This is a genomic window from Sphingomonas pruni NBRC 15498, from assembly GCF_001598455.1.
GTDB classification, from domain to species: Bacteria; Pseudomonadota; Alphaproteobacteria; order Sphingomonadales; family Sphingomonadaceae; genus Sphingomonas; species Sphingomonas pruni.
The window spans coordinates 115,276-132,045 of sequence record NZ_BCYZ01000002.1; the positions used below are offsets into that span (position 1 = coordinate 115,276).

At 64.6% G+C, this 16,770-nt stretch carries 17 protein-coding genes and 1 tRNA gene; 13 read left to right on the plus strand and 5 right to left on the minus strand.

What is annotated here, in order from left to right:
- The first annotated feature begins 47 nt into the window (after window positions 1-47).
- From rpsF to rplI, 3 genes are read left to right on the plus strand one after another with little or no spacing between them, the layout of a single operon-like run.
- On the plus strand, window positions 48-446 hold the full coding sequence (gene rpsF / locus SPR01S_RS00790; RefSeq protein ID WP_066583510.1) for a 30S ribosomal protein S6: 399 nt from the start codon (window positions 48-50) through the stop codon (window positions 444-446).
- Window positions 447-458: 12 nt separating this feature from the next.
- The gene (gene rpsR / locus SPR01S_RS00795; protein WP_066583513.1) at window positions 459-683 is read left to right on the plus strand and encodes a 30S ribosomal protein S18; all 225 of its coding nucleotides are present in this window, start codon (window positions 459-461) and stop codon (window positions 681-683) included.
- Between the two features lie 12 nt (window positions 684-695).
- Window positions 696-1,310, plus strand: coding sequence for a 50S ribosomal protein L9 (rplI, locus tag SPR01S_RS00800; protein ID WP_066583516.1), 615 nt, complete (start codon window positions 696-698; stop codon window positions 1,308-1,310).
- Window positions 1,311-1,419: 109 nt separating this feature from the next.
- Here the strand turns inward: rplI and SPR01S_RS21385 are convergent, their stop codons facing one another.
- From SPR01S_RS21385 to mutL, 4 genes are all read right to left on the minus strand, one after another.
- The gene (locus tag SPR01S_RS21385; RefSeq protein ID WP_157081818.1) at window positions 1,420-1,638 is read right to left on the minus strand and encodes a hypothetical protein; all 219 of its coding nucleotides are present in this window, start codon (window positions 1,636-1,638) and stop codon (window positions 1,420-1,422) included.
- Between the two features lie 131 nt (window positions 1,639-1,769).
- Entirely contained in the window at window positions 1,770-2,261 is a 492-nt protein-coding gene (locus SPR01S_RS00805; protein WP_066583524.1) for a hypothetical protein, read from the minus strand.
- Window positions 2,262-2,415: 154 nt separating this feature from the next.
- A complete protein-coding gene (locus SPR01S_RS21390; RefSeq protein ID WP_157081819.1) occupies window positions 2,416-2,664 on the minus strand; it encodes a hypothetical protein in 249 nt (82 codons plus the stop codon).
- Window positions 2,665-2,788: 124 nt separating this feature from the next.
- Window positions 2,789-4,576 carry a DNA mismatch repair endonuclease MutL gene (gene mutL / locus SPR01S_RS00810; protein WP_066583526.1) on the minus strand — a complete coding sequence of 596 codons (1,788 nt, stop codon included), beginning with the start codon at window positions 4,574-4,576 and terminating at the stop codon, window positions 2,789-2,791.
- 142 nt (window positions 4,577-4,718) lie between these two features.
- Here mutL and SPR01S_RS00815 point away from each other — a divergent pair, with 142 nt between their 5' ends.
- From SPR01S_RS00815 to SPR01S_RS00855, 9 genes are all read left to right on the plus strand, one after another.
- Window positions 4,719-5,762: a rod shape-determining protein gene (locus SPR01S_RS00815; protein WP_066583527.1), complete on the plus strand. Its 1,044-nt coding sequence runs from the start codon at window positions 4,719-4,721 to the stop codon at window positions 5,760-5,762.
- A 70-nt stretch (window positions 5,763-5,832) separates the two neighbouring features.
- Entirely contained in the window at window positions 5,833-6,708 is an 876-nt protein-coding gene (locus SPR01S_RS00820; RefSeq protein WP_066583529.1) for a rod shape-determining protein MreC, read from the plus strand.
- 71 nt (window positions 6,709-6,779) lie between these two features.
- A complete protein-coding gene (mreD, locus tag SPR01S_RS00825) occupies window positions 6,780-7,214 on the plus strand; it encodes a rod shape-determining protein MreD (protein ID WP_157081820.1) in 435 nt (144 codons plus the stop codon).
- The gene (mrdA, locus tag SPR01S_RS00830) at window positions 7,211-9,289 is read left to right on the plus strand and encodes a penicillin-binding protein 2 (RefSeq protein WP_066583533.1); all 2,079 of its coding nucleotides are present in this window, start codon (window positions 7,211-7,213) and stop codon (window positions 9,287-9,289) included. Before mreD ends, mrdA begins: the two co-directional genes overlap by 4 nt.
- A complete protein-coding gene (rodA, locus tag SPR01S_RS00835) occupies window positions 9,282-10,409 on the plus strand; it encodes a rod shape-determining protein RodA (protein WP_066583540.1) in 1,128 nt (375 codons plus the stop codon). The genes mrdA and rodA overlap by 8 nt, the downstream gene beginning before the upstream one ends.
- A 123-nt stretch (window positions 10,410-10,532) precedes the next feature.
- Window positions 10,533-10,608 (plus strand) — tRNA-Lys (locus SPR01S_RS00840).
- Between the two features lie 226 nt (window positions 10,609-10,834).
- Window positions 10,835-11,287, plus strand: coding sequence for a (2Fe-2S)-binding protein (locus SPR01S_RS00845; protein WP_066583542.1), 453 nt, complete (start codon window positions 10,835-10,837; stop codon window positions 11,285-11,287).
- Window positions 11,271-13,457 (plus strand): xanthine dehydrogenase family protein molybdopterin-binding subunit, encoded by a 2,187-nt coding sequence (locus tag SPR01S_RS00850; protein WP_066583545.1) that lies wholly within the window; start codon window positions 11,271-11,273, stop codon window positions 13,455-13,457. The genes SPR01S_RS00845 and SPR01S_RS00850 overlap by 17 nt, the downstream gene beginning before the upstream one ends.
- Window positions 13,458-13,459: 2 nt before the next feature.
- Window positions 13,460-14,785 (plus strand): c-type cytochrome, encoded by a 1,326-nt coding sequence (locus SPR01S_RS00855; RefSeq protein WP_066583552.1) that lies wholly within the window; start codon window positions 13,460-13,462, stop codon window positions 14,783-14,785.
- A gap of 136 nt (window positions 14,786-14,921) precedes the next feature.
- On the opposite strand, the gene SPR01S_RS00860 is transcribed toward SPR01S_RS00855, so the two are convergent.
- Complete coding sequence (locus SPR01S_RS00860) at window positions 14,922-15,713, minus strand: universal stress protein (protein WP_066583559.1); 792 nt, start codon at window positions 15,711-15,713, stop codon at window positions 14,922-14,924.
- Window positions 15,714-15,994: 281 nt separating this feature from the next.
- Between SPR01S_RS00860 and SPR01S_RS00865 the strand changes: the two genes are divergently transcribed.
- Window positions 15,995-16,744, plus strand: coding sequence for an NAD(P)H-dependent oxidoreductase (locus SPR01S_RS00865; RefSeq protein WP_157081821.1), 750 nt, complete (start codon window positions 15,995-15,997; stop codon window positions 16,742-16,744).
- Window positions 16,745-16,770: the final 26 nt, after the last annotated feature.

The window sequence follows — 16,770 nt, forward strand, 5'->3', positions numbered from 1 at the left end:
TTCCGCATGGTGCGGCGTCAGCGATCGGCCAACGAAGGTAAGAAAGCATGGCTCTTTACGAGCACGTGTTCCTTGCGCGCCAGGACCTGGCACAAGCGCAAGTGGACGCGCTGGCGGAAGCCGCCACCAAGATCATCGAGGACAATCAGGGCAAGGTCGTGAAGACCGAGACCTGGGGCCTCCGCAGCCTCGCCTATCGCATCGCGAAGAACCGCAAGGCGCATTACGTGATGCTCGAGATCGACGCGCCGGGTTCGGTCGTCGCGGAGCTGGAGCGCCAGACCCAGATCAACGAAGACGTGATCCGCTACATGACCGTCAAGGTCGACGAGCACGAGACCGGCCCGTCGGTTATGATGCGCAAGAACGAGCGCGATCGCGAGCGTCGCAGCGAGCGCGGTGAGCGCAACGACCGCGGTCCCCGCGGCGGTTTCGACGGCGAATAAGGAGCAACGACCATGGCACGACCCTTTTTCCGCCGCCGCAAGAGCTGCCCGTTCTCCGCGAAGGATGCCCCCCGGATCGATTACAAGGACGTCCGGCTGCTGCAGGGCTTCGTTTCCGAGCGTGGCAAGATCGTCCCCTCGCGCATCACTTCGGTGAGCGCGAAGAAGCAGCGCGAGCTGGCCCAGGCCATCAAGCGCGCCCGTCACCTGGGCCTGCTGCCCTACCTGGTTAAGTAAGGAGCGCCCGCGATGGACGTTATTTTGCTGGAACGCGTCGAGAAGCTCGGCGCCATCGGCGATGTCGTGAAGGTCAAGGACGGGTTTGCCCGTAACTACCTTCTGCCGAACAAGAAGGCGCTGCGCGCCAACGAAGCCAACCGCAAGGTGTTCGAGGCCAACCGCGCCCGCATCGAGGCCGACAATGCGTCACGCCGTACCGATGCCGAGAAGGAAGCCAAGAATTTCGACGGCGTTTCGGTCACGCTGATCCGCCAGTCGTCGAACACCGGCCAGCTCTATGGATCGGTCGCAGTCCGCGATCTGGTCGAGGCTCTCGAAGCCGACGGCCACAAGGTCGCCAAGTCGGCGATCGTGCTCGCCAAGCCGATCAAGGCGATCGGCGTGTACGAGGTCAAAGTCCAGCTGCACCCCGAGGTCGCGGTGACCGTCAAGGTCAACGTCGCCCGCTCGCCCGAAGAGGCCGAGATGCAGTCCAAGGGCGTCGACGTCATGGCGCAGATGTTCGAGGAAGGCCGCGACGTCACCGGCTTCACCGAGGATTACGATCCCAATGCCGAGCCGGGCGCGACCGCCGAGGCTCAGCCTGAAGCCGCTCCGGCTGGTGAAGAGGCTTCGGAAGCATAAGCGTTTCTGCTCAAGTCAAGAAAAAGGGCCGTCCGGGAAGACCCGGGCGGCCCTTTTCTTTGCGACCCTTGGGGGATCAGGGTCGGCTAGCGACGTACTGTGGGGGGATTCAGCACGTCGAAACGCAGGCACTCACGACTGCCACCAGCGGCACCAGGGCAAACACGAACGGCAACACCTTCACGGTCAATTCCAGTTCATCAACAACCTTGTTCGCTGCTAGAAATGCGCACGGCGGCCCGAAGTTTCCAGGAGATGAACGGAAAAGTTTTTCTTCGGACGCGGAACATTTTGCTGCGCGCCAGTTCATCGGCCCGTTCTCGCTCATCATGCTGCTTTTGTGCGGTCGTCATAGTCCGGCGAGGGCCGACCCTAGAGTTCAATCAGTCTCTAAACCGGAGTTCGTTGATTTACCGCATGTCCCATTCATCCGTTGCCACTATCTGATCATTTCCGCCCTTATCTCGATCCAACCTGGGAGCCGCTCGCGACAATCAGCTTCGTCGCATGCTCCTCACTGATCCCCAACAGGCCACCGATGTCAGCAGCCGAAATATTCGGGCGTTCTTTCCGCAAATCTTCGACCGTCCACAGGAGAGATGCGGCCATGGAGTTTAGAAATCGGCACGGCGTCGCCAGGGATTTCCCGACCCGGAGTACGCACTCATAGGAAATAAAAGTATCCGGCCACTTCCCGGTAGCGAGGATGTGAGCGGCCGCGACGGGTTGCAACCGTTCGAGAAAATGCTCGTCGTAGATGCGCTCTTCCTGCGCGACCAACCAGTCTTGTGCGCACACGCGGCACTTTCCCAGGTAGAGCCACCAGCGGTCGTCGCCCGCGCGTCGCACCTCTTCAACAGTCGCCAGAAACCTCTCATCGCGCTGCTGACTGTCGCCCATGGCGATATGCGCGAGATCGGGCAGCGAAGCGCAGATACAGTCTCCGGCCATTCTCATTTCCGCCCGAACAACTTCTCGATATCGCCGTGCGCCAGCTTCACCCACATGGAAGCACGTTCAGTGCAATATATTCGGGAATTGGGTAGAAAATGGCCTCTTGCAGCCAACCCGATCAATGCGGTGCGATACGCGGGGGACCTAAGCATCAATCGGGATAAAACCGCGATCGTTCAGCCACTTCTCCCGTTCCCCTCAATTCGTGGGGGCCAAACGAGTATACCTTTTCGACATCTTCAAAGAAGACTCCATACCCTAAGACCTCTGTCGGCTCTGGGTCATTTCCATGGGGCTCATCGACATACGACTTACCAAGTATGTAGCCGAACTTTCCTGCTCGATCAGGAAATTCAGGGCATGTGAGGATTTCGACCTTTTCGTAGAACTGCAACGCCATCAATCATCTCCAGCCAACGATTATACCTTAGCTGGAAACGTCCACAAACGGGGCGCTTGTTGCCCATGGGGTCGCGACAAGCCGAGCCAGAAAGTAGGCGCACGTTTCGTGGAACCTAAGTCGCTCACTTTCGGCCAAAAAGTTTCTCCACGTCGTTCAAAGCAAGCTTCACCCAAGTCGGGCGACCGTGGTTGCACTGGCCCGAATGCGGCGTGACTTCCATTTCGCGGAGCAGCGCGTTCATCTCGGCGACCGACAGCACGCGGCCCGCACGGACCGAGCCGTGGCAGGCCATGGTCGAGGCGACGTGGTCGAGCCGTTCCTTTAGGCTCAGCGCCTCGCCGAACGCCGCGAGTTCGTCGGCGAGGTCTGTGACGAGGCCGGCGACATCCCCCTGCCCCAGCAAGGCTGGCGTCGCGCGGACCAGCATCGCGCGGGGACCGAAGCGTTCGAGGTCGAGGCCGAGTTCGGCCAGTTCCTCGATCCGGGCTTCGAGCCGGTCGCAAGCGGGTTCGTCGAGCTCGATCACTTCGGGCAATAGCAAAGCCTGGGCCGCGACCTTGCCGCCGGCGAGCGCGGCGCGCATGCGTTCGAGCACGAGGCGTTCGTGCGCGGCATGCTGGTCGACCAGCACCAGGCCGTCTTCGGCTTCGGCGACGATATAGGTCTTGGCGACCTGGCCACGCGCGACGCCGAGCGGGTGCGCGACCGTTTCGGGCGGCGGCGCCCAGGCGGGTTCGGCGCGCGCCGCGGGCGGTGGCATGGAGAAGGTCGAGCGGCGCTCCATTACCGACGTCGCCCCGGCGAAGGCCGGGGCCGCAGGCGACTCCGAATACTGCCAGAGGTCCCGGCCTTCGCCGGGATGACGGTATTGCGGCTCGGGCTGCCACGCCGCCAGCGCCGCCTCGTCCGGTCGCTGCGCGCTGCGATGGCCCGCTTCGTCGAGCGCGCGGCGCAGGCCGCTGACGATCAGCCCGCGTACCATCTGCGGCTCGCGAAAGCGGACCTCGGTCTTGGCCGGATGGACGTTGACGTCGACCATGTCGGCGGGGAGGTCGAGGAACAAGGCAACCACCGGATGCCGGTCGCGTGCCAGCATCTCGGCATACGCGCCGCGCACCGCTCCGGCGAGCAGGCGATCCTTTACCGGCCGGCCGTTGACGAACAGATATTGATGATCGGCGACGCCCCGGTTGAACGTCGGCAGGCCGGCAACGCCGCCCAGCCGGACGCCTTCGCGTTCGAGGTCGATGGCGACGCTATTCTCGATCAGCGCACGATCGGTCAGCGCGGCGACGCGGCCGGGGCGATCCTCCGGTGCGTTGGTCGACAGCGCTCTTCTGCCATCATGCTCGACCGAAAAGGCAATGTCGGGCCGCGCCATGGCGAGGCGCCGGACGACGTCGAGGCTGGCGCCATATTCCGCGCGCGGGCTGCGCAGGAACTTGCGCCGCGCCGGCACGCGATCGAACAACACCTCGACGCGAACGCGCGTCCCGGGCGGCAGCGCCGCAGGCCCCTCCTCCACCAAAGCGCCATTGTCGACCACGCGTCGCCAGCCATCGGCGCCACGCACCCGGCTTTCGAGCGTCAGCCGCGCGACACTGGCGATCGATGGCAAAGCCTCTCCGCGAAAGCCGAGGGTAGCGACGTTTTCTATCGCTTCATCGGGCAGTTTAGAGGTCGCGTGGCGCTCCAGCGCGAGCGCCATTTCGGCCGCCGTCATGCCGCATCCGTCGTCGACCACCTCGATCAGATCGATCCCGCCGGAGGCCAATTTGACGGCAATTCGGGTCGCCCCGGCATCGATCGCGTTTTCGACCAATTCCTTCAACGCACTGGCGGGTCTTTCGACCACTTCACCGGCAGCGATACGGTTGACGAGATGCTCGGGGAGGCGGCGTATTGACATGGGTTTGACTCTAGACCAAGCGACGCCATCCCGCGACTGCAAATGCCAACAAACCGGAGCCCGGATTTGGCTTTGGCGGACGGGATGAAACAACCCGGCGCATGCTGTCACATCGGCCTCGAATTCGGACGGTCAAAACGAAATGGTCTTCTCGCGTTTCTTCAAATTCATGTCGCACGACATGGCGATCGATCTGGGGACGGCCAATACCGTCGTCTATCTGCGCGGTCGTGGCGTCGTGCTCAACGAACCGTCGGTCGTGGCGGTCGAGACGATCAACGGGGTAAAGAAGGTCAAGGCGGTCGGCGACGACGCCAAATTGATGATGGGCAAGACGCCCGACAGCATCCAGGCGATCCGTCCCTTACGCGACGGCGTCATCGCCGACATCGACGTCGCGGAGCAGATGATCAAGCACTTCATCCACAAGGTGCATGGTGGGCAACGCCGCTTCATGCGCTGGCCGCAGATCGTGATCTGCGTGCCGTCGGGATCGACCTCGGTCGAACGCCGCGCGATCCGCGACGCCGCGTCGAACGCCGGCGCCAGCCAGGTGTGGCTGATCGAGGAACCGATGGCCGCCGCGATCGGTGCCGACATGCCGGTGACCGAGCCGATCGGATCGATGGTCGTCGATATCGGTGGCGGCACGACCGAAGTGGCCGTGCTGTCGCTGCGCGGCCTCGCCTACACCACCTCGGTACGCGTCGGCGGGGACAAGATGGACGAAGCGATCGTCTCGTACGTCCGCCGCAACCACAATCTGCTGATCGGCGAAGCGACCGCCGAGCGGATCAAGCAGGAAGTCGGCACCGCAAAGCCGCCCGCGGACGGCATCGGCCAGACGATCCACATCAAGGGCCGCGACCTGGTCAACGGCGTGCCCAAGGAAATCCAGATCAATCAGGGTCAGATCGCCGAAGCGCTGTCCGAGCCGGTCGGGACGATCGTCGAAGGCGTGCGCATCGCGCTCGAGAATACGGCGCCCGAACTCGCCGCCGATATCGTCGACCAGGGCATCGTGCTCACCGGCGGTGGCGCGCTGCTGGCCGGGATCGACGAAGTGTTGCGCGACGAAACCGGCCTGCCGGTGACGATCGCAGAGGACCCGCTGACCTGCGTCGCATTGGGGACCGGCCGTGCGCTGGAAGATCCGATGTTCCGCGGCGTGCTGCACAACGCTTGATTGAATCTCGGGCCTGATCCAAGCCTGAGAGTATAAGGAATCCCGGGACTTCGGGGTGCGAGGGAAGTGAATGGCGTCGCCACGCAACCGGCGCCCGGGTTATTCGCGGCGGGCGCAATATAGTCTGTTCATCGGCTACGTGATCGCGATCGCGGGCGTGCTCGTCGGCGCGATCCTGTTGCTGATCTCGAAGCTCGATCCACCCGCTTTCTCGGCATTGCGCGCCGGGACGGCGGAGATCACCGCACCGGTCAGCTGGGGCGTCGGCTCGGTCGTGCGCGGGATCGGATCGATCCCCGGATGGGTCGGCAGCTATTTCGGCGTGCATGGCGAGAACGCCCGGCTGAAGGAACAGGTTCAGCACCAGGAACAGGTCCTGCTCAAGGCGCGCGCAATCGCCTATGAGAATATCCGCCTCAAGAAGCTGCTCAACATGCGCGAACCGGGGATCGAGGACATCGTCAATGCGCGGCTGGTGAGCTCGTCGGCGTCGAGCACGAGGCGTTATGCCCTAGTCTATGCCGGCATTGCCCAGGGCGTGCACGCCGGCATGCCGGTGCGCGGGCCCGATGGGCTGGTCGGCCGGGTGATCGAGGCGGGCCCAGATACCGCGCGCGTGCTGATGATCATCGACCCGGAAAGCGTGATCCCGGTACGGCGCCTGAAGGACGGCGCGCCGGGTTTCGCTGCCGGGCGCGGCGACGGCCTGCTAGAAGTGCGGCCGATCGCGATGACGACCGGGCAGTTCGGTCCCGGCGACATCCTGGTGACGTCGGGGACCGGCGGCATCTTCCCGCCCAACGTGCCGGTCGCCAAGGTCACCGAACGCGGCCGCGACAGCGCGCTGGCGATGCCGCTGGCGCGCCCCGATGCGCTCGATTTCGCCACGGTGATGAAGACCTATTTGCCGCCACCGCCGCCACCGGCGCAGGACACGCGTCCGTGAGTCGGCCGCCGAGCGCGTTCGCTCCCCAAACCTCGCCCGCCGGGCGATGGCTGATCCCCGTGGGTTCAGTGATGGCGGGGTCCCTGGTCACCGCGATTCCGTTCATCGCCACCTTTCCGGTGCTGCCGCCGTTCGGCCTGATGATCCTGCTCGGCTGGCGGCTGTTGCGTCCGGAGGCCTTGCGCGTCTGGGCGCCGATCCCGTTCGGGCTGTTCGACGACCTGGTCAGCGGGCAACCATTGGGCAGCGCGGTGATGCTGTGGAGCATGGCGTTCCTGGCGATCGACATGCTCGACCAGCGTCTGGTGGCGCGCGATTTCTGGCAGGACTGGGTGCTCGCAACGGGCGCGATCGCGTTCGCATTGATCGGAGGACGCTTGATCGCGACCGGGATAGAGGCGCATGTCGATACCCTGTTGTTGTTCCAGGTGATCGTCGCGGTGTTGCTCTATCCTTTCGTCGCCCGTCTGGTCGCCTGGCTCGACCGCAAACGGGGCCGCGCGTGAACCGTCCGACCCGCCTGCTCAACGAGGTCCAGCAATCCTACAGCTTCTCGCGCCGTGCGATCGTGCTCGGCGCGGCGCAAGGCGCGGTGGCCGTGGCGCTGGCGAGCCGGATGACCTGGCTCGCGGTGATCGAGAACCAACGCTACCAGTTGCTGGCCGAAAGCAACCGGGTCAACCTGACGATGATCCCACCGCGGCGTGGCTGGATCATCGATCGTTATGGCCATCCGATCGCCAACAACCGCACCGATTTTCGCGTCGACATCATTCCCGATCGCCTGCCCAAGGAGCAGACCGATCAGGTATTGAAGCTGCTCCAGCAATTATTGTCGCTGCCGCCCGAACAAGTCGCCCGGATCCAGACCGACCTGAAGCGCGCCGCGGGCTTCCAGCCGGTGCAGGTCGCTGAAAATCTCGACTGGGACCGGTTCGCCGCGATCCAGGTGCGCCTGCCCGAACTGCCCGGCGTGGCGCCGACGCGCGGCTATTCTCGAAGCTATCCTGCCGGGCCGGCAGTGGCGCATCTGACCGGCTATGTCGGGGCGGCATCGGCCGAGCAATATAAGCAAACCAAGAACCCGCTCTACATCACACCTGGTTTCAAGATTGGCAAGGATGGCCTTGAAAAGGCGCTGGAAGAGAAGTTGCGCGGCCAGCCCGGTGCCAAGCGCGTGGAAGTCACAGCGCACGGCAAATTGGTGCGCGAACTGGCGACTCGGCAGGACGTTCCGGGCCATAACCAGCGGCTGACGATCGATGCCGGGCTGCAGGAATATGCCGCGCGCCGGCTGGGCACCAATTCGGGATCGGCGGTAGTCATCGACGTGACCTCGGGCGACATCCTCGCCTTCGTGTCGATGCCCGCTTACGACCCCAACAGCTTTTCCGACGGCATCAGCCATCTCGAATGGAAGATGCTGTCGGACAACGACCACGTGCCGTTGATGAACAAGGTGCTGCAGGGCCTCTACCCGCCCGGGTCGACGGTCAAGCCGATGAACGGCCTGGCGCTGCTGCGCGCCGGGGTCAGTCCCGACGACCGCATCAGCTGTGCCGGAGCGCTCCGCGTCGGCAACGGCATATTCCATTGCCACAAAAGATCGGGGCACGGGCCCCTCAATCTCAAACAGGCTATCATGGCCAGTTGCGACATCTATTTCTACGAGATGGTGCGGCGGCTGGGGTACGATCAGGTGGCGCCGGTCGCGCGGACGCTGGGGCTCGGCCAGAAGTTCGACCTGCCCTTCTCGACGCAGCGCTATGGCACCGTCCCGGACAGCACCTGGAAGCTCAAGAAATACAAAGCCCAGTGGACCGTCGCCGATTCGCTCAACGCGTCGATCGGCCAGGGCTATGTGCTCGCCAATCCAATCCAGCTTGCGGTGATGGCCTCGCGCATTGCGTCCGGCCGGTCGCTGCAGCCGCGCATCGTGATGAGCGGCAACGCGCCGATCGCCAACCCACTGCCACTCGATCCGCAGCACCTCGCCTATATCCGCGACGCGATGTACGGCGTGGTCAATGAGGGCGGTACCGGCGGCCGCGCGCGGCTCAACATTCCCGGGGTTTCGCTGGGGGCCAAAACCGGCACCGCGCAGGTCCGGCGCATCACCATGGCCGAGCGCGCGGGCGGCGTCCGCTCGAACGCCTCGCTGCCGTTCAAGATGCGCGACCACGCTCTGTTCATCTGCTTCGCGCCGGTCGAGAACCCGAAGTACGCCGCCGCGATCGTGCTCGAACATGGCGGCCATACCGTCACCAACCTCGACACGCCGGGGATCGGGCGCGACATCATCACTTATCTGCTCGACCGCGACCGCGCGCTGAAGTCGCTGGCGGAGGTCGAACCGACCTGGGGCGGCGACATCGCCACGCGCATGGCGGCCGAAACCGCCGCCTACAAGAGCCAGATATCGCTCGTGCAGGGCGCGCAGACCGAGACCGACGCCACCGCGGCGCCGACCGATGCGCCCGCGGTCGAGGCGGCGACCGATGCCGCCAATTCCTCCGCCGCAGCGATTGCCAACACCGCGCAACCCGCCGAGGAAGGCTCTCGCGAGGCGACCAATGACTAAGGGATCCTCCGCCAATCTCGGCTTCGTGCCCGAGCCGCTCGCGCAATTGCCATGGAAGATCATCCTGCTGGTCCTGGCGATCGGGTGTTTCGACCTGTTGGTGCTCTATTCGGCCGCAGGGGGGCATGTCCGTCCCTGGGCTATGTCCCAGGGTGTCCGCTTCTTCGTCCTGCTCGGCGGCGCGATGGCCTTGTCGCGGGTACGCGAAAGCACCTGGAGCTCGATCAGCCTGCCGGTCTACGGCGTCATCATCCTGATGCTGCTGGGCGTCGAAATCCTCGGCAAGGTCGCCGGCGGCGGCCAGCGCTGGCTGGAACTCGGAATCATCCGCCTGCAGCCGTCCGAGCTGATGAAGCCGTTCATCGTGCTCGCCTGCGCGCGCTTCTACGAGATGCTGCCGCCGGCCGAGATCCGCAAGTTCGGCGCGATCTGGCCGCCCCTGGTGCTGATCGGCATCCCGGCCGCTTTGGTCATGCTCCAGCCCGACCTCGGTACCGCGCTGATGATCACCGCCGGCGGCGTCACGGTGATGTTCCTGGCCGGCGTTCCGCTGCGCCTGTTCATCGGCGGCGGACTGGCGGGCGCGATCCTGGCGCCCATCGCGTTCAACTTCGTGCTCCACGATTACCAACGCAACCGCATCCTGATCTTCATGGATCCGGAAAGCGATCCGCTCGGTACCGGCTATCATATCAGCCAGTCGAAGATCGCGATCGGATCGGGCGGAATTTTCGGCAAGGGATTCTTGAACGGCACGCAAAGCCATCTCGATTACCTGCCCGAAGGCCATACCGATTTCGCGCTGGCGACGATGATGGAAGAATGGGGGCTGGTCGGCGGCGTGCTGCTGGTCGTCGCCTGGTTCACGATCATCTGGTGGGCGGTCAACGTGGCGCTCAAGTCCGAGGGGCGCTTTGCCCGGCTGACCGCCGCCGGTCTCGCCACGACCCTGTTCTTCTACGTCTCGATCAACATGGCGATGGTGATGGGCATGGCACCCGTGGTCGGCGTACCACTGCCGCTGATCAGCTTCGGCGGATCGTCGCAGCTGACGGTGCTGTTGTGCATCGGCATCCTGATGTCGCTCGATCGCCAGAACCGGCAACAGACCCGCTGGTAGCTGCCAAAGCGGACGCCAATTGCCGCGCCGCAAAAAAGGGGTTGCAAAGCACGCCCGCGATGGTAATTGCGCCCCTCCCCGCCCGGGGAGCCGCTCTAAACAGCGGCAGCCGCAAGCCGGCATGGACGCATAGCTCAGTTGGTAGAGCAGCTGACTCTTAATCAGCGGGTCCTAGGTTCGAGCCCTAGTGCGTCCACCAATTTCCAGTAGAATAACAACTCCTAGGACGGGACTGACTCTAAGCGAAACCCGCTCGACGCGGCGGTGCCGACGCACATTCAGAAGAGAAATATTCTCTCACGCCCCGCCTAGAAGATGATATGCTTCCGAAACAGTTTTCGAACTGGCGTTGATGTGCGCGCCCGAACGGAGGGGGCCTCCGGTTCCGGGTGTTTCGCATCATCGGGTATGCGAAAGGCGGCCGAATGCTCGAATTCACGATCAACGGTGAGAAGCATCAGGCCGACGTGCCGCCTGACATGCCGCTGCTATGGGTATTGCGCGACGTCCTGGGGATGACCGGCACCAAGTTCGGCTGCGGCATCGCCCAATGCGGCGCCTGCACGGTCCATCTCGACGGGGTCGCGGTCCGCTCCTGCCAATTGCCCGCCGGGCGTGTCGGCGACCGGGCGATCACGACGATCGAGGGAGTCGGGAACACTCCGGCCGGCGCGAAGATCCAGAAGGCGTGGATCGACCTGGAGGTCATCCAGTGCGGCTATTGCCAGCCGGGACAGATCATGTCGGCGGCAGCCTTGCTGGCCAGCAATCCTGCGCCGGACGATTCCGATATCGATGCGGCGATGGCGGGCAATATCTGCCGTTGCGGAACCTATGTGCGCATCCGCGAGGGGATCAAGCATGCCGCCCGTTCCTGAGTCCGAAGGCCTGACGCGCCGGGCCGTCCTTTATGGCGGCGCCGTCACGGCCGGATTGATGATCGCGATCGACTTTCCTTGGGGCGCGGCGCGCGCGGCACCGGTGAGCAATCCCGAACCGGTCGCGACCGGGCAGCGGTTCAACGCTTATATCCATATCGCGCCCGATGACCGGATCACCTTCACCTTGCCCGCGGTCGAAATGGGCCAGGGCGTCTATACTTCGCAGGCGCAGTGCATCGCCGACGAGCTGGACGTCGCGCTCGACAAGGTGATCGCCGCGCATGCGCCGCCGGACCAGGCCAATTACGGCAACCCGATCTTCGTCGTCCAGGCGACCGGCGGCTCGACCACGACCATGGCGTGGAGCGGGCCGCTTCGCAAAGCCGGCGCCACCGCGCGCGCCATGCTGGTCGCCGCCGCCGCCGCGCGCTGGCAGGTCGATGCCGCGAGCCTGACCACCGAGAACGGCGTCATCGCGCATGCGCCGAGCGGCCGGTCGCTTCGCTATGGCGAGGTGGCCAATGCCGCCGCTAGCCTGAAACCGCCGACCGAGGTGACGCTTAAGGACCCTTCGCGATTCCGCCTGATCGGCAAGCCGGTGCATCGCATCGACACGCCCGACAAGGCGATCGGCAAGACCGTGTACGGCATCGACGTGATGCTGCCGGGGATGAGGTTCGCGACATTGCGGTCCTCGCCCGTGCTTGGTGGCAAAGTGGCCAAGGTGGATCAGGCGCCCGCGCTCGCCGTCCCCGGCGTCCGGCAGGTGGTGGTGCTCGACGATCTCGTCGCGGTGGTGGCGGACAATAGCTGGGCGGCGATGCAGGGCCTGAACGCGCTCGCTATCGACTGGGCGCCGGGCGCCAATGCCGAGCTCGATCAGGCGCAGCTCTGGTCCGGCCTGGAAAAGGCATCGCAAGGCCAGGGCGCCGTCGCCAAGAAGGAAGGCGACGCCCTCGCGAAGCTCAAGCAGGGCACCGTCTTCGAGGAGAGCTACGAGCTGCCCTATCTCGCACATGCGCCGATGGAGATGACCAACTGCACCGTGCATGTGCAGGGCGGCGCCTGCGAAGTCTGGACCGGCACGCAGGTCCCCGGCTTCGCGCAGACGGGCGCGGCCAAGGTTTTGGGCATCGCGCCCGAGAAGGTGACGGTCAACAACCATCTGATCGGTGGCGGATTCGGCCGCCGGCTCGAAGTCGACGGCGTGATCAAGGCGGTGCGGATCGCCGCGCATGTCGACGGGCCGGTCAAGGTGATCTGGTCGCGCGAGGAGGATATCCGCCAGCAGCTCTACCGCCCGCTTTATCATGAGCGGTTGAAAGCTCGGGTAGAGGATGGGCGCATCACTGCCTGGCATCATCGCGTGACCGGCGGGTCGGTCATGGCGCACTGGCTCCCGCCCGCGTTCAACGACGGCATCGACTCGGACGCGGTCGATGGTGCGGCGGAAGTCCCTTATGCGGTCGGCGACCGGCTGGTCGAATATATCCGCCATGAAAGCGCGGTACCGGTGCAATTCCTGCGCGGCGTCGGCCCGAACGGGACCATCTTCGCGATGGAATGTTTCATCGATCTGATCGCGAACAAGACCGGGACCGATCCCCTCGCCTTCCGCCGCCGCCTGCTGGAGAAGAACCCGCGCGCCCTGGGTGCGTTGAACCTCGCGGCGGAAAAGGCTGGCTGGGGCACGGCGCCGCCGGCATCCCCGTTCGGTGCCCGGCGCGGACGCGGGATCGCGCTGATGAACGCATTCGGCAGCTATCTCGCCGCGATCGCCGACGTCGCGGTGGCCGATCAGGGCGACGTCCGCGTCACCCGATTGGTGATCGCCGCGGATGCGGGGAAGATCGTCAATCCCAATATCTTCGAGGCGCAGATCCAGGGCGGCGCCACGTTCGGGCTGTCGGCCGTGCTGTTCGGCAAGATCACTTTTGCAGGGGGCCGCGTCGAACAGGGCAATTTCAACGACTATCGCGTCCTTCGCATCGACGAGATGCCGGCCATCGAAGTCCATATCGTGCCGAGCAATGAGAATTCGGGCGGGATCGGCGAGCCAGGCACCGTGGTCACGCAACCGGCCGTCGCCAACGCGGTCTTTGCGGCAACCGGCGTGCAGCTCAAACGCATGCCGATCGATCGCGCGCTCATCGCGAAGGGAGCCTGAGGATGCGCCGGACTCTCTTGCTGCTGGCGGGCGCGATCCTCGTCCTGATCGCTGCGATCATCGGACGGATGGTATTCCAGCCCGGCCCCTATAGCTTTGCGGGTGGTACGGAGGTCGATCTCGCCAGCTACCCGAACGGTGCCGCGCTGACCGGCGTGCCGGCGGAACTCGCATCGACCGATCCGCGCGCACGCGCCGAATACGTCACGCGCATGGCGGACTGCGAGGCCTGCCATACGGCGAAGGGCGGGAAGCCATTTGCCGGCGGCCGCCCCTTCGTCCTGCCGTTCGGGACGATCTACACCCCCAACATCACGCCCGATCCCGAGACCGGGATCGGCAAGTGGACCGATGCGCAATTCCTGAAGGCAGTGCACCAGGGCATCGCGCCGGACGGGACGCGCTTCTACCCCGCTTTTCCCTATGCTTCCTACACGATGCTGACCGACGCCGACGTCCTGGCGATCAAGTCCTATCTGTTCTCGCTGCCCCCGGTGAAGCAGGCGAACAAGTCAAACACGTTCGGCTTTCCCTTCAATCAGCGCTGGCTGATGGGCATCTGGTCGAGCTTCTTCAACAGTGACAGGCGCTTCCGCCCGATCCGCGAGCGCGATGCGGCCTGGAATCGCGGCGCCTATCTCGTCGAGGCCGCGGGCCATTGCGGCGAATGCCACACGCCGCGCAACCTGATGCAGGCGATGGACCAGCACAACAAGTTCGCGGGCGGTCAGGCCGAAGGCTGGAACGCGTATAATATCACCGGCGACCGGACCAGCGGCATCGGCGGCTGGAGCGACGCCGAAATCGCGGCCTATCTATCGACCGGCCATGCGCCGGGCCGCGGCGTCGCGTCGGGGCCGATGAGCGAAGCGGTGGGATTGAGCCTGTCCAAGCTGACGCCATCCGATATCGCCGCGATCGTCACCTATCTGCGAACGGTGCCTGCTATCCGCAGCGACCGACTGCCGCAGCCCGCCGGCCCTGCCCCCGCCTCGCCCAAATTGGCGTCGATCGACAATCCCGTCGGCAAACGCATGTTCGAGGGCAATTGCGCCAGTTGCCATGCCTGGACGGGTGCAGGAGCGATCTTCGATGAGGCACGGCTGACCGGCGTCCGTTCGGTCAACGATCCCACCGCGGCAAACGTGGCGTCGATGATCCTCAACGGCGCGGGACAGCCGGGGACCGGGCGTCCCTATATGCCGAGCTTTGCCGCCGCATATTCGGACGCGGAAGTGGCGGCCGTTGCCAATTACGTGACCGCAAGGTTCGGCGCCAAGGGATCGAGCATCACCCCGAAGGAGGTCGCCGAGCTTCGCCGCAATTGACGGCGGCGAGGGGTGCCCCCCCTTGGAGACTTTTGGCGATAGGCCCGCGCCGTCCCGGTAGCTGGCGCGAGGACGCTCTTCCCCCATGGCCGGATCTCAACGCCATTGGATAAGGCTTCATCGAGCTCTGAATGCGCTAGCGGGAGAGAACGAGCGGCACTTTGCTGTTCGACAACAATGACCGCGTGACGCCACCGAATAGTTCGGCGGCCCTGCCGTGCGTATAGCCGCCCATGACGATATAATCGGCCCGGAATCGGGCGCTTGCGTCCAGGATGAGCTCGGCGATGTCGCGCGCGCCCCGATCAACAATCCTGACGGAGGCGGGGATTCCATGCCGCTGGAGATATGCGAGCAATGCGTCGCTCGCGATCCCGTGTGCGTCATCATCGACCATGACGACTTCGACCTCGGAGGCCAGCCGCAGCAGGGGGACCGCGGACCGGATCGCGGCAGCGGCAGCAGGCCTCCCGTCCCAGGCCACAAGTGCGCGCTCGAAGGCGAATCCTTCGGCATCCTCAGGCATGGCGACTATCGGGTTGTGCAGGTGCATCAGGACATTTGCCGTGACGTCGCGCATATCGGGCCAGATCGCGTCGTCGAGCCGCCGGTTGAGGACGATGAGATCGGCCAATCCTGCGGCGTCGATCACCGAGCTTGCCAGGCCGCCGGTACAGTCCAGCCAAGTCCACGCGACGCCTTGCCGTGTCAGCCACGATTGGACGACCTCGCGGTTGCGGTGCTCGCGGCGGCTTTCCTGCTCGAGCAACATGGCACCGGCGGCAAATTCGGTGCCGAACGTCGCCGGCAGTTTGGTCACGTCCAGACAGGTCAGGTGCCCGCCCAGGCGTCGCGCCAGATCAACCGCCGCTCGGAGCCGGGCGTCCTGGCCGGCGTCGTGATGGACCAACACCAGAATGTCCTTCATGTCTTCCTCCGGGATGAGCCGCCCTCTGCTCCTCTTGCACTCGAAGAGAGACAGTTGCGCGCTGGCCTGAAGGACACCATTCGTACATTTCCGTACCGGCAGTGTCCGCGGTTTGAGCGGATGGTGATCGAGAGGCGCTGCCTGCGACCTTTTCGCTTCGAGGGCAGCTTTTCCGGCCGTCCGTCTGCACGCGGCCGGGAAAAAAACGCGGTCATACGGGATATTGCGAAGCTTCACGCCTTGCCCGCGATGTTACCTTGCCGGCGAAGTGGAGCAAGGAAATGCAGGACGATCTGGTCGACCGGAAAGGCACGCAGCCTGGGGCACCAACGCGCACCGCAGCCGAACCCGTCGAGGGCGGTTTTGCCGGTAGAACGGATCCCGACCGGGACATCCAGCATCTGATCGTCGTCGGCCATCCCTCGGCGGACAGCTTCTGCCATTCGATCGCGCACGCTTATGCCACCGCTGTCGCCGAATGTGGCCAGCGGTCGGTGACGCGCGACCTTTATGCGATTGGCTTCGATCCGCTCTTGAAGGCCGAAGAGCGGCCGGACGCGGCCGAGTTTCACCTGTCGCCGGACGTCGAGACCGAGCTTTCGTTCGTTAGGACAAGCCGCAGCATCACCCTGGTCTATCCCATCTGGTTCGGCATGCCGCCCGCTATCATCAAGGGATATGTCGACCGTGTGCTGGGTGCCGGGCTGAGTATCAAGGCTGTCCACGGCAACAAGCAGCAAGAGGCTTTGTCCGGAAAGCAGTTTGTCCTGTTGACCACCTCCGGCGCATCTTTGCCATGGTTGGCCGAGAGGGGCCTCTGGTACAGTTTGCGCGAGGCGTTCGATTATTATCTCGAAGGGACGCTCGGCTTCGCAAGCTCCGAGCACGAGCATTTCGGCTCGATCGTGTCGCCACTTTCTCCCGACTATGCGGCCGAGTGCCTGACGCGTGCGGAAGAGCGGGCACGCATGATATGCAGCGTCCTGCACAATATCGCTCACCGCAAGCAGATGGGCCGGTTGCGCAAATAGGCCATCGCCGGGCGACGGTAGCTTGA

Excerpts from the sequence above, each read along its gene's own strand:
- rpsF (WP_066583510.1), top strand. The coding sequence starts at position 48 with ATGGCTCTTTACGAGCACGTGTTCCTTGCGCGCCAGGACCTGGCACAA.
- SPR01S_RS00815 (WP_066583527.1), top strand. The coding sequence starts at position 4,719 with ATGGTCTTCTCGCGTTTCTTCAAATTCATGTCGCACGACATGGCGATC.
- mreD (WP_157081820.1), top strand. The coding sequence starts at position 6,780 with ATGGCGGGGTCCCTGGTCACCGCGATTCCGTTCATCGCCACCTTTCCG.
- SPR01S_RS00860 (WP_066583559.1), bottom strand. The coding sequence starts at position 15,713 with ATGAAGGACATTCTGGTGTTGGTCCATCACGACGCCGGCCAGGACGCC.
- SPR01S_RS00850 (WP_066583545.1), top strand. The coding sequence starts at position 11,271 with ATGCCGCCCGTTCCTGAGTCCGAAGGCCTGACGCGCCGGGCCGTCCTT.
- rplI (WP_066583516.1), top strand. The coding sequence starts at position 696 with ATGGACGTTATTTTGCTGGAACGCGTCGAGAAGCTCGGCGCCATCGGC.
- SPR01S_RS00865 (WP_157081821.1), top strand. The coding sequence starts at position 15,995 with ATGCAGGACGATCTGGTCGACCGGAAAGGCACGCAGCCTGGGGCACCA.
- SPR01S_RS21385 (WP_157081818.1), bottom strand. The coding sequence starts at position 1,638 with ATGAGCGAGAACGGGCCGATGAACTGGCGCGCAGCAAAATGTTCCGCG.
- SPR01S_RS00845 (WP_066583542.1), top strand. The coding sequence starts at position 10,835 with ATGCTCGAATTCACGATCAACGGTGAGAAGCATCAGGCCGACGTGCCG.
- rodA (WP_066583540.1), top strand. The coding sequence starts at position 9,282 with ATGACTAAGGGATCCTCCGCCAATCTCGGCTTCGTGCCCGAGCCGCTC.
- SPR01S_RS00855 (WP_066583552.1), top strand. The coding sequence starts at position 13,460 with ATGCGCCGGACTCTCTTGCTGCTGGCGGGCGCGATCCTCGTCCTGATC.
- SPR01S_RS00820 (WP_066583529.1), top strand. The coding sequence starts at position 5,833 with ATGGCGTCGCCACGCAACCGGCGCCCGGGTTATTCGCGGCGGGCGCAA.
- mutL (WP_066583526.1), bottom strand. The coding sequence starts at position 4,576 with ATGTCAATACGCCGCCTCCCCGAGCATCTCGTCAACCGTATCGCTGCC.
- SPR01S_RS00805 (WP_066583524.1), bottom strand. The coding sequence starts at position 2,261 with ATGGCCGGAGACTGTATCTGCGCTTCGCTGCCCGATCTCGCGCATATC.
- SPR01S_RS21390 (WP_157081819.1), bottom strand. The coding sequence starts at position 2,664 with ATGGCGTTGCAGTTCTACGAAAAGGTCGAAATCCTCACATGCCCTGAA.
- rpsR (WP_066583513.1), top strand. The coding sequence starts at position 459 with ATGGCACGACCCTTTTTCCGCCGCCGCAAGAGCTGCCCGTTCTCCGCG.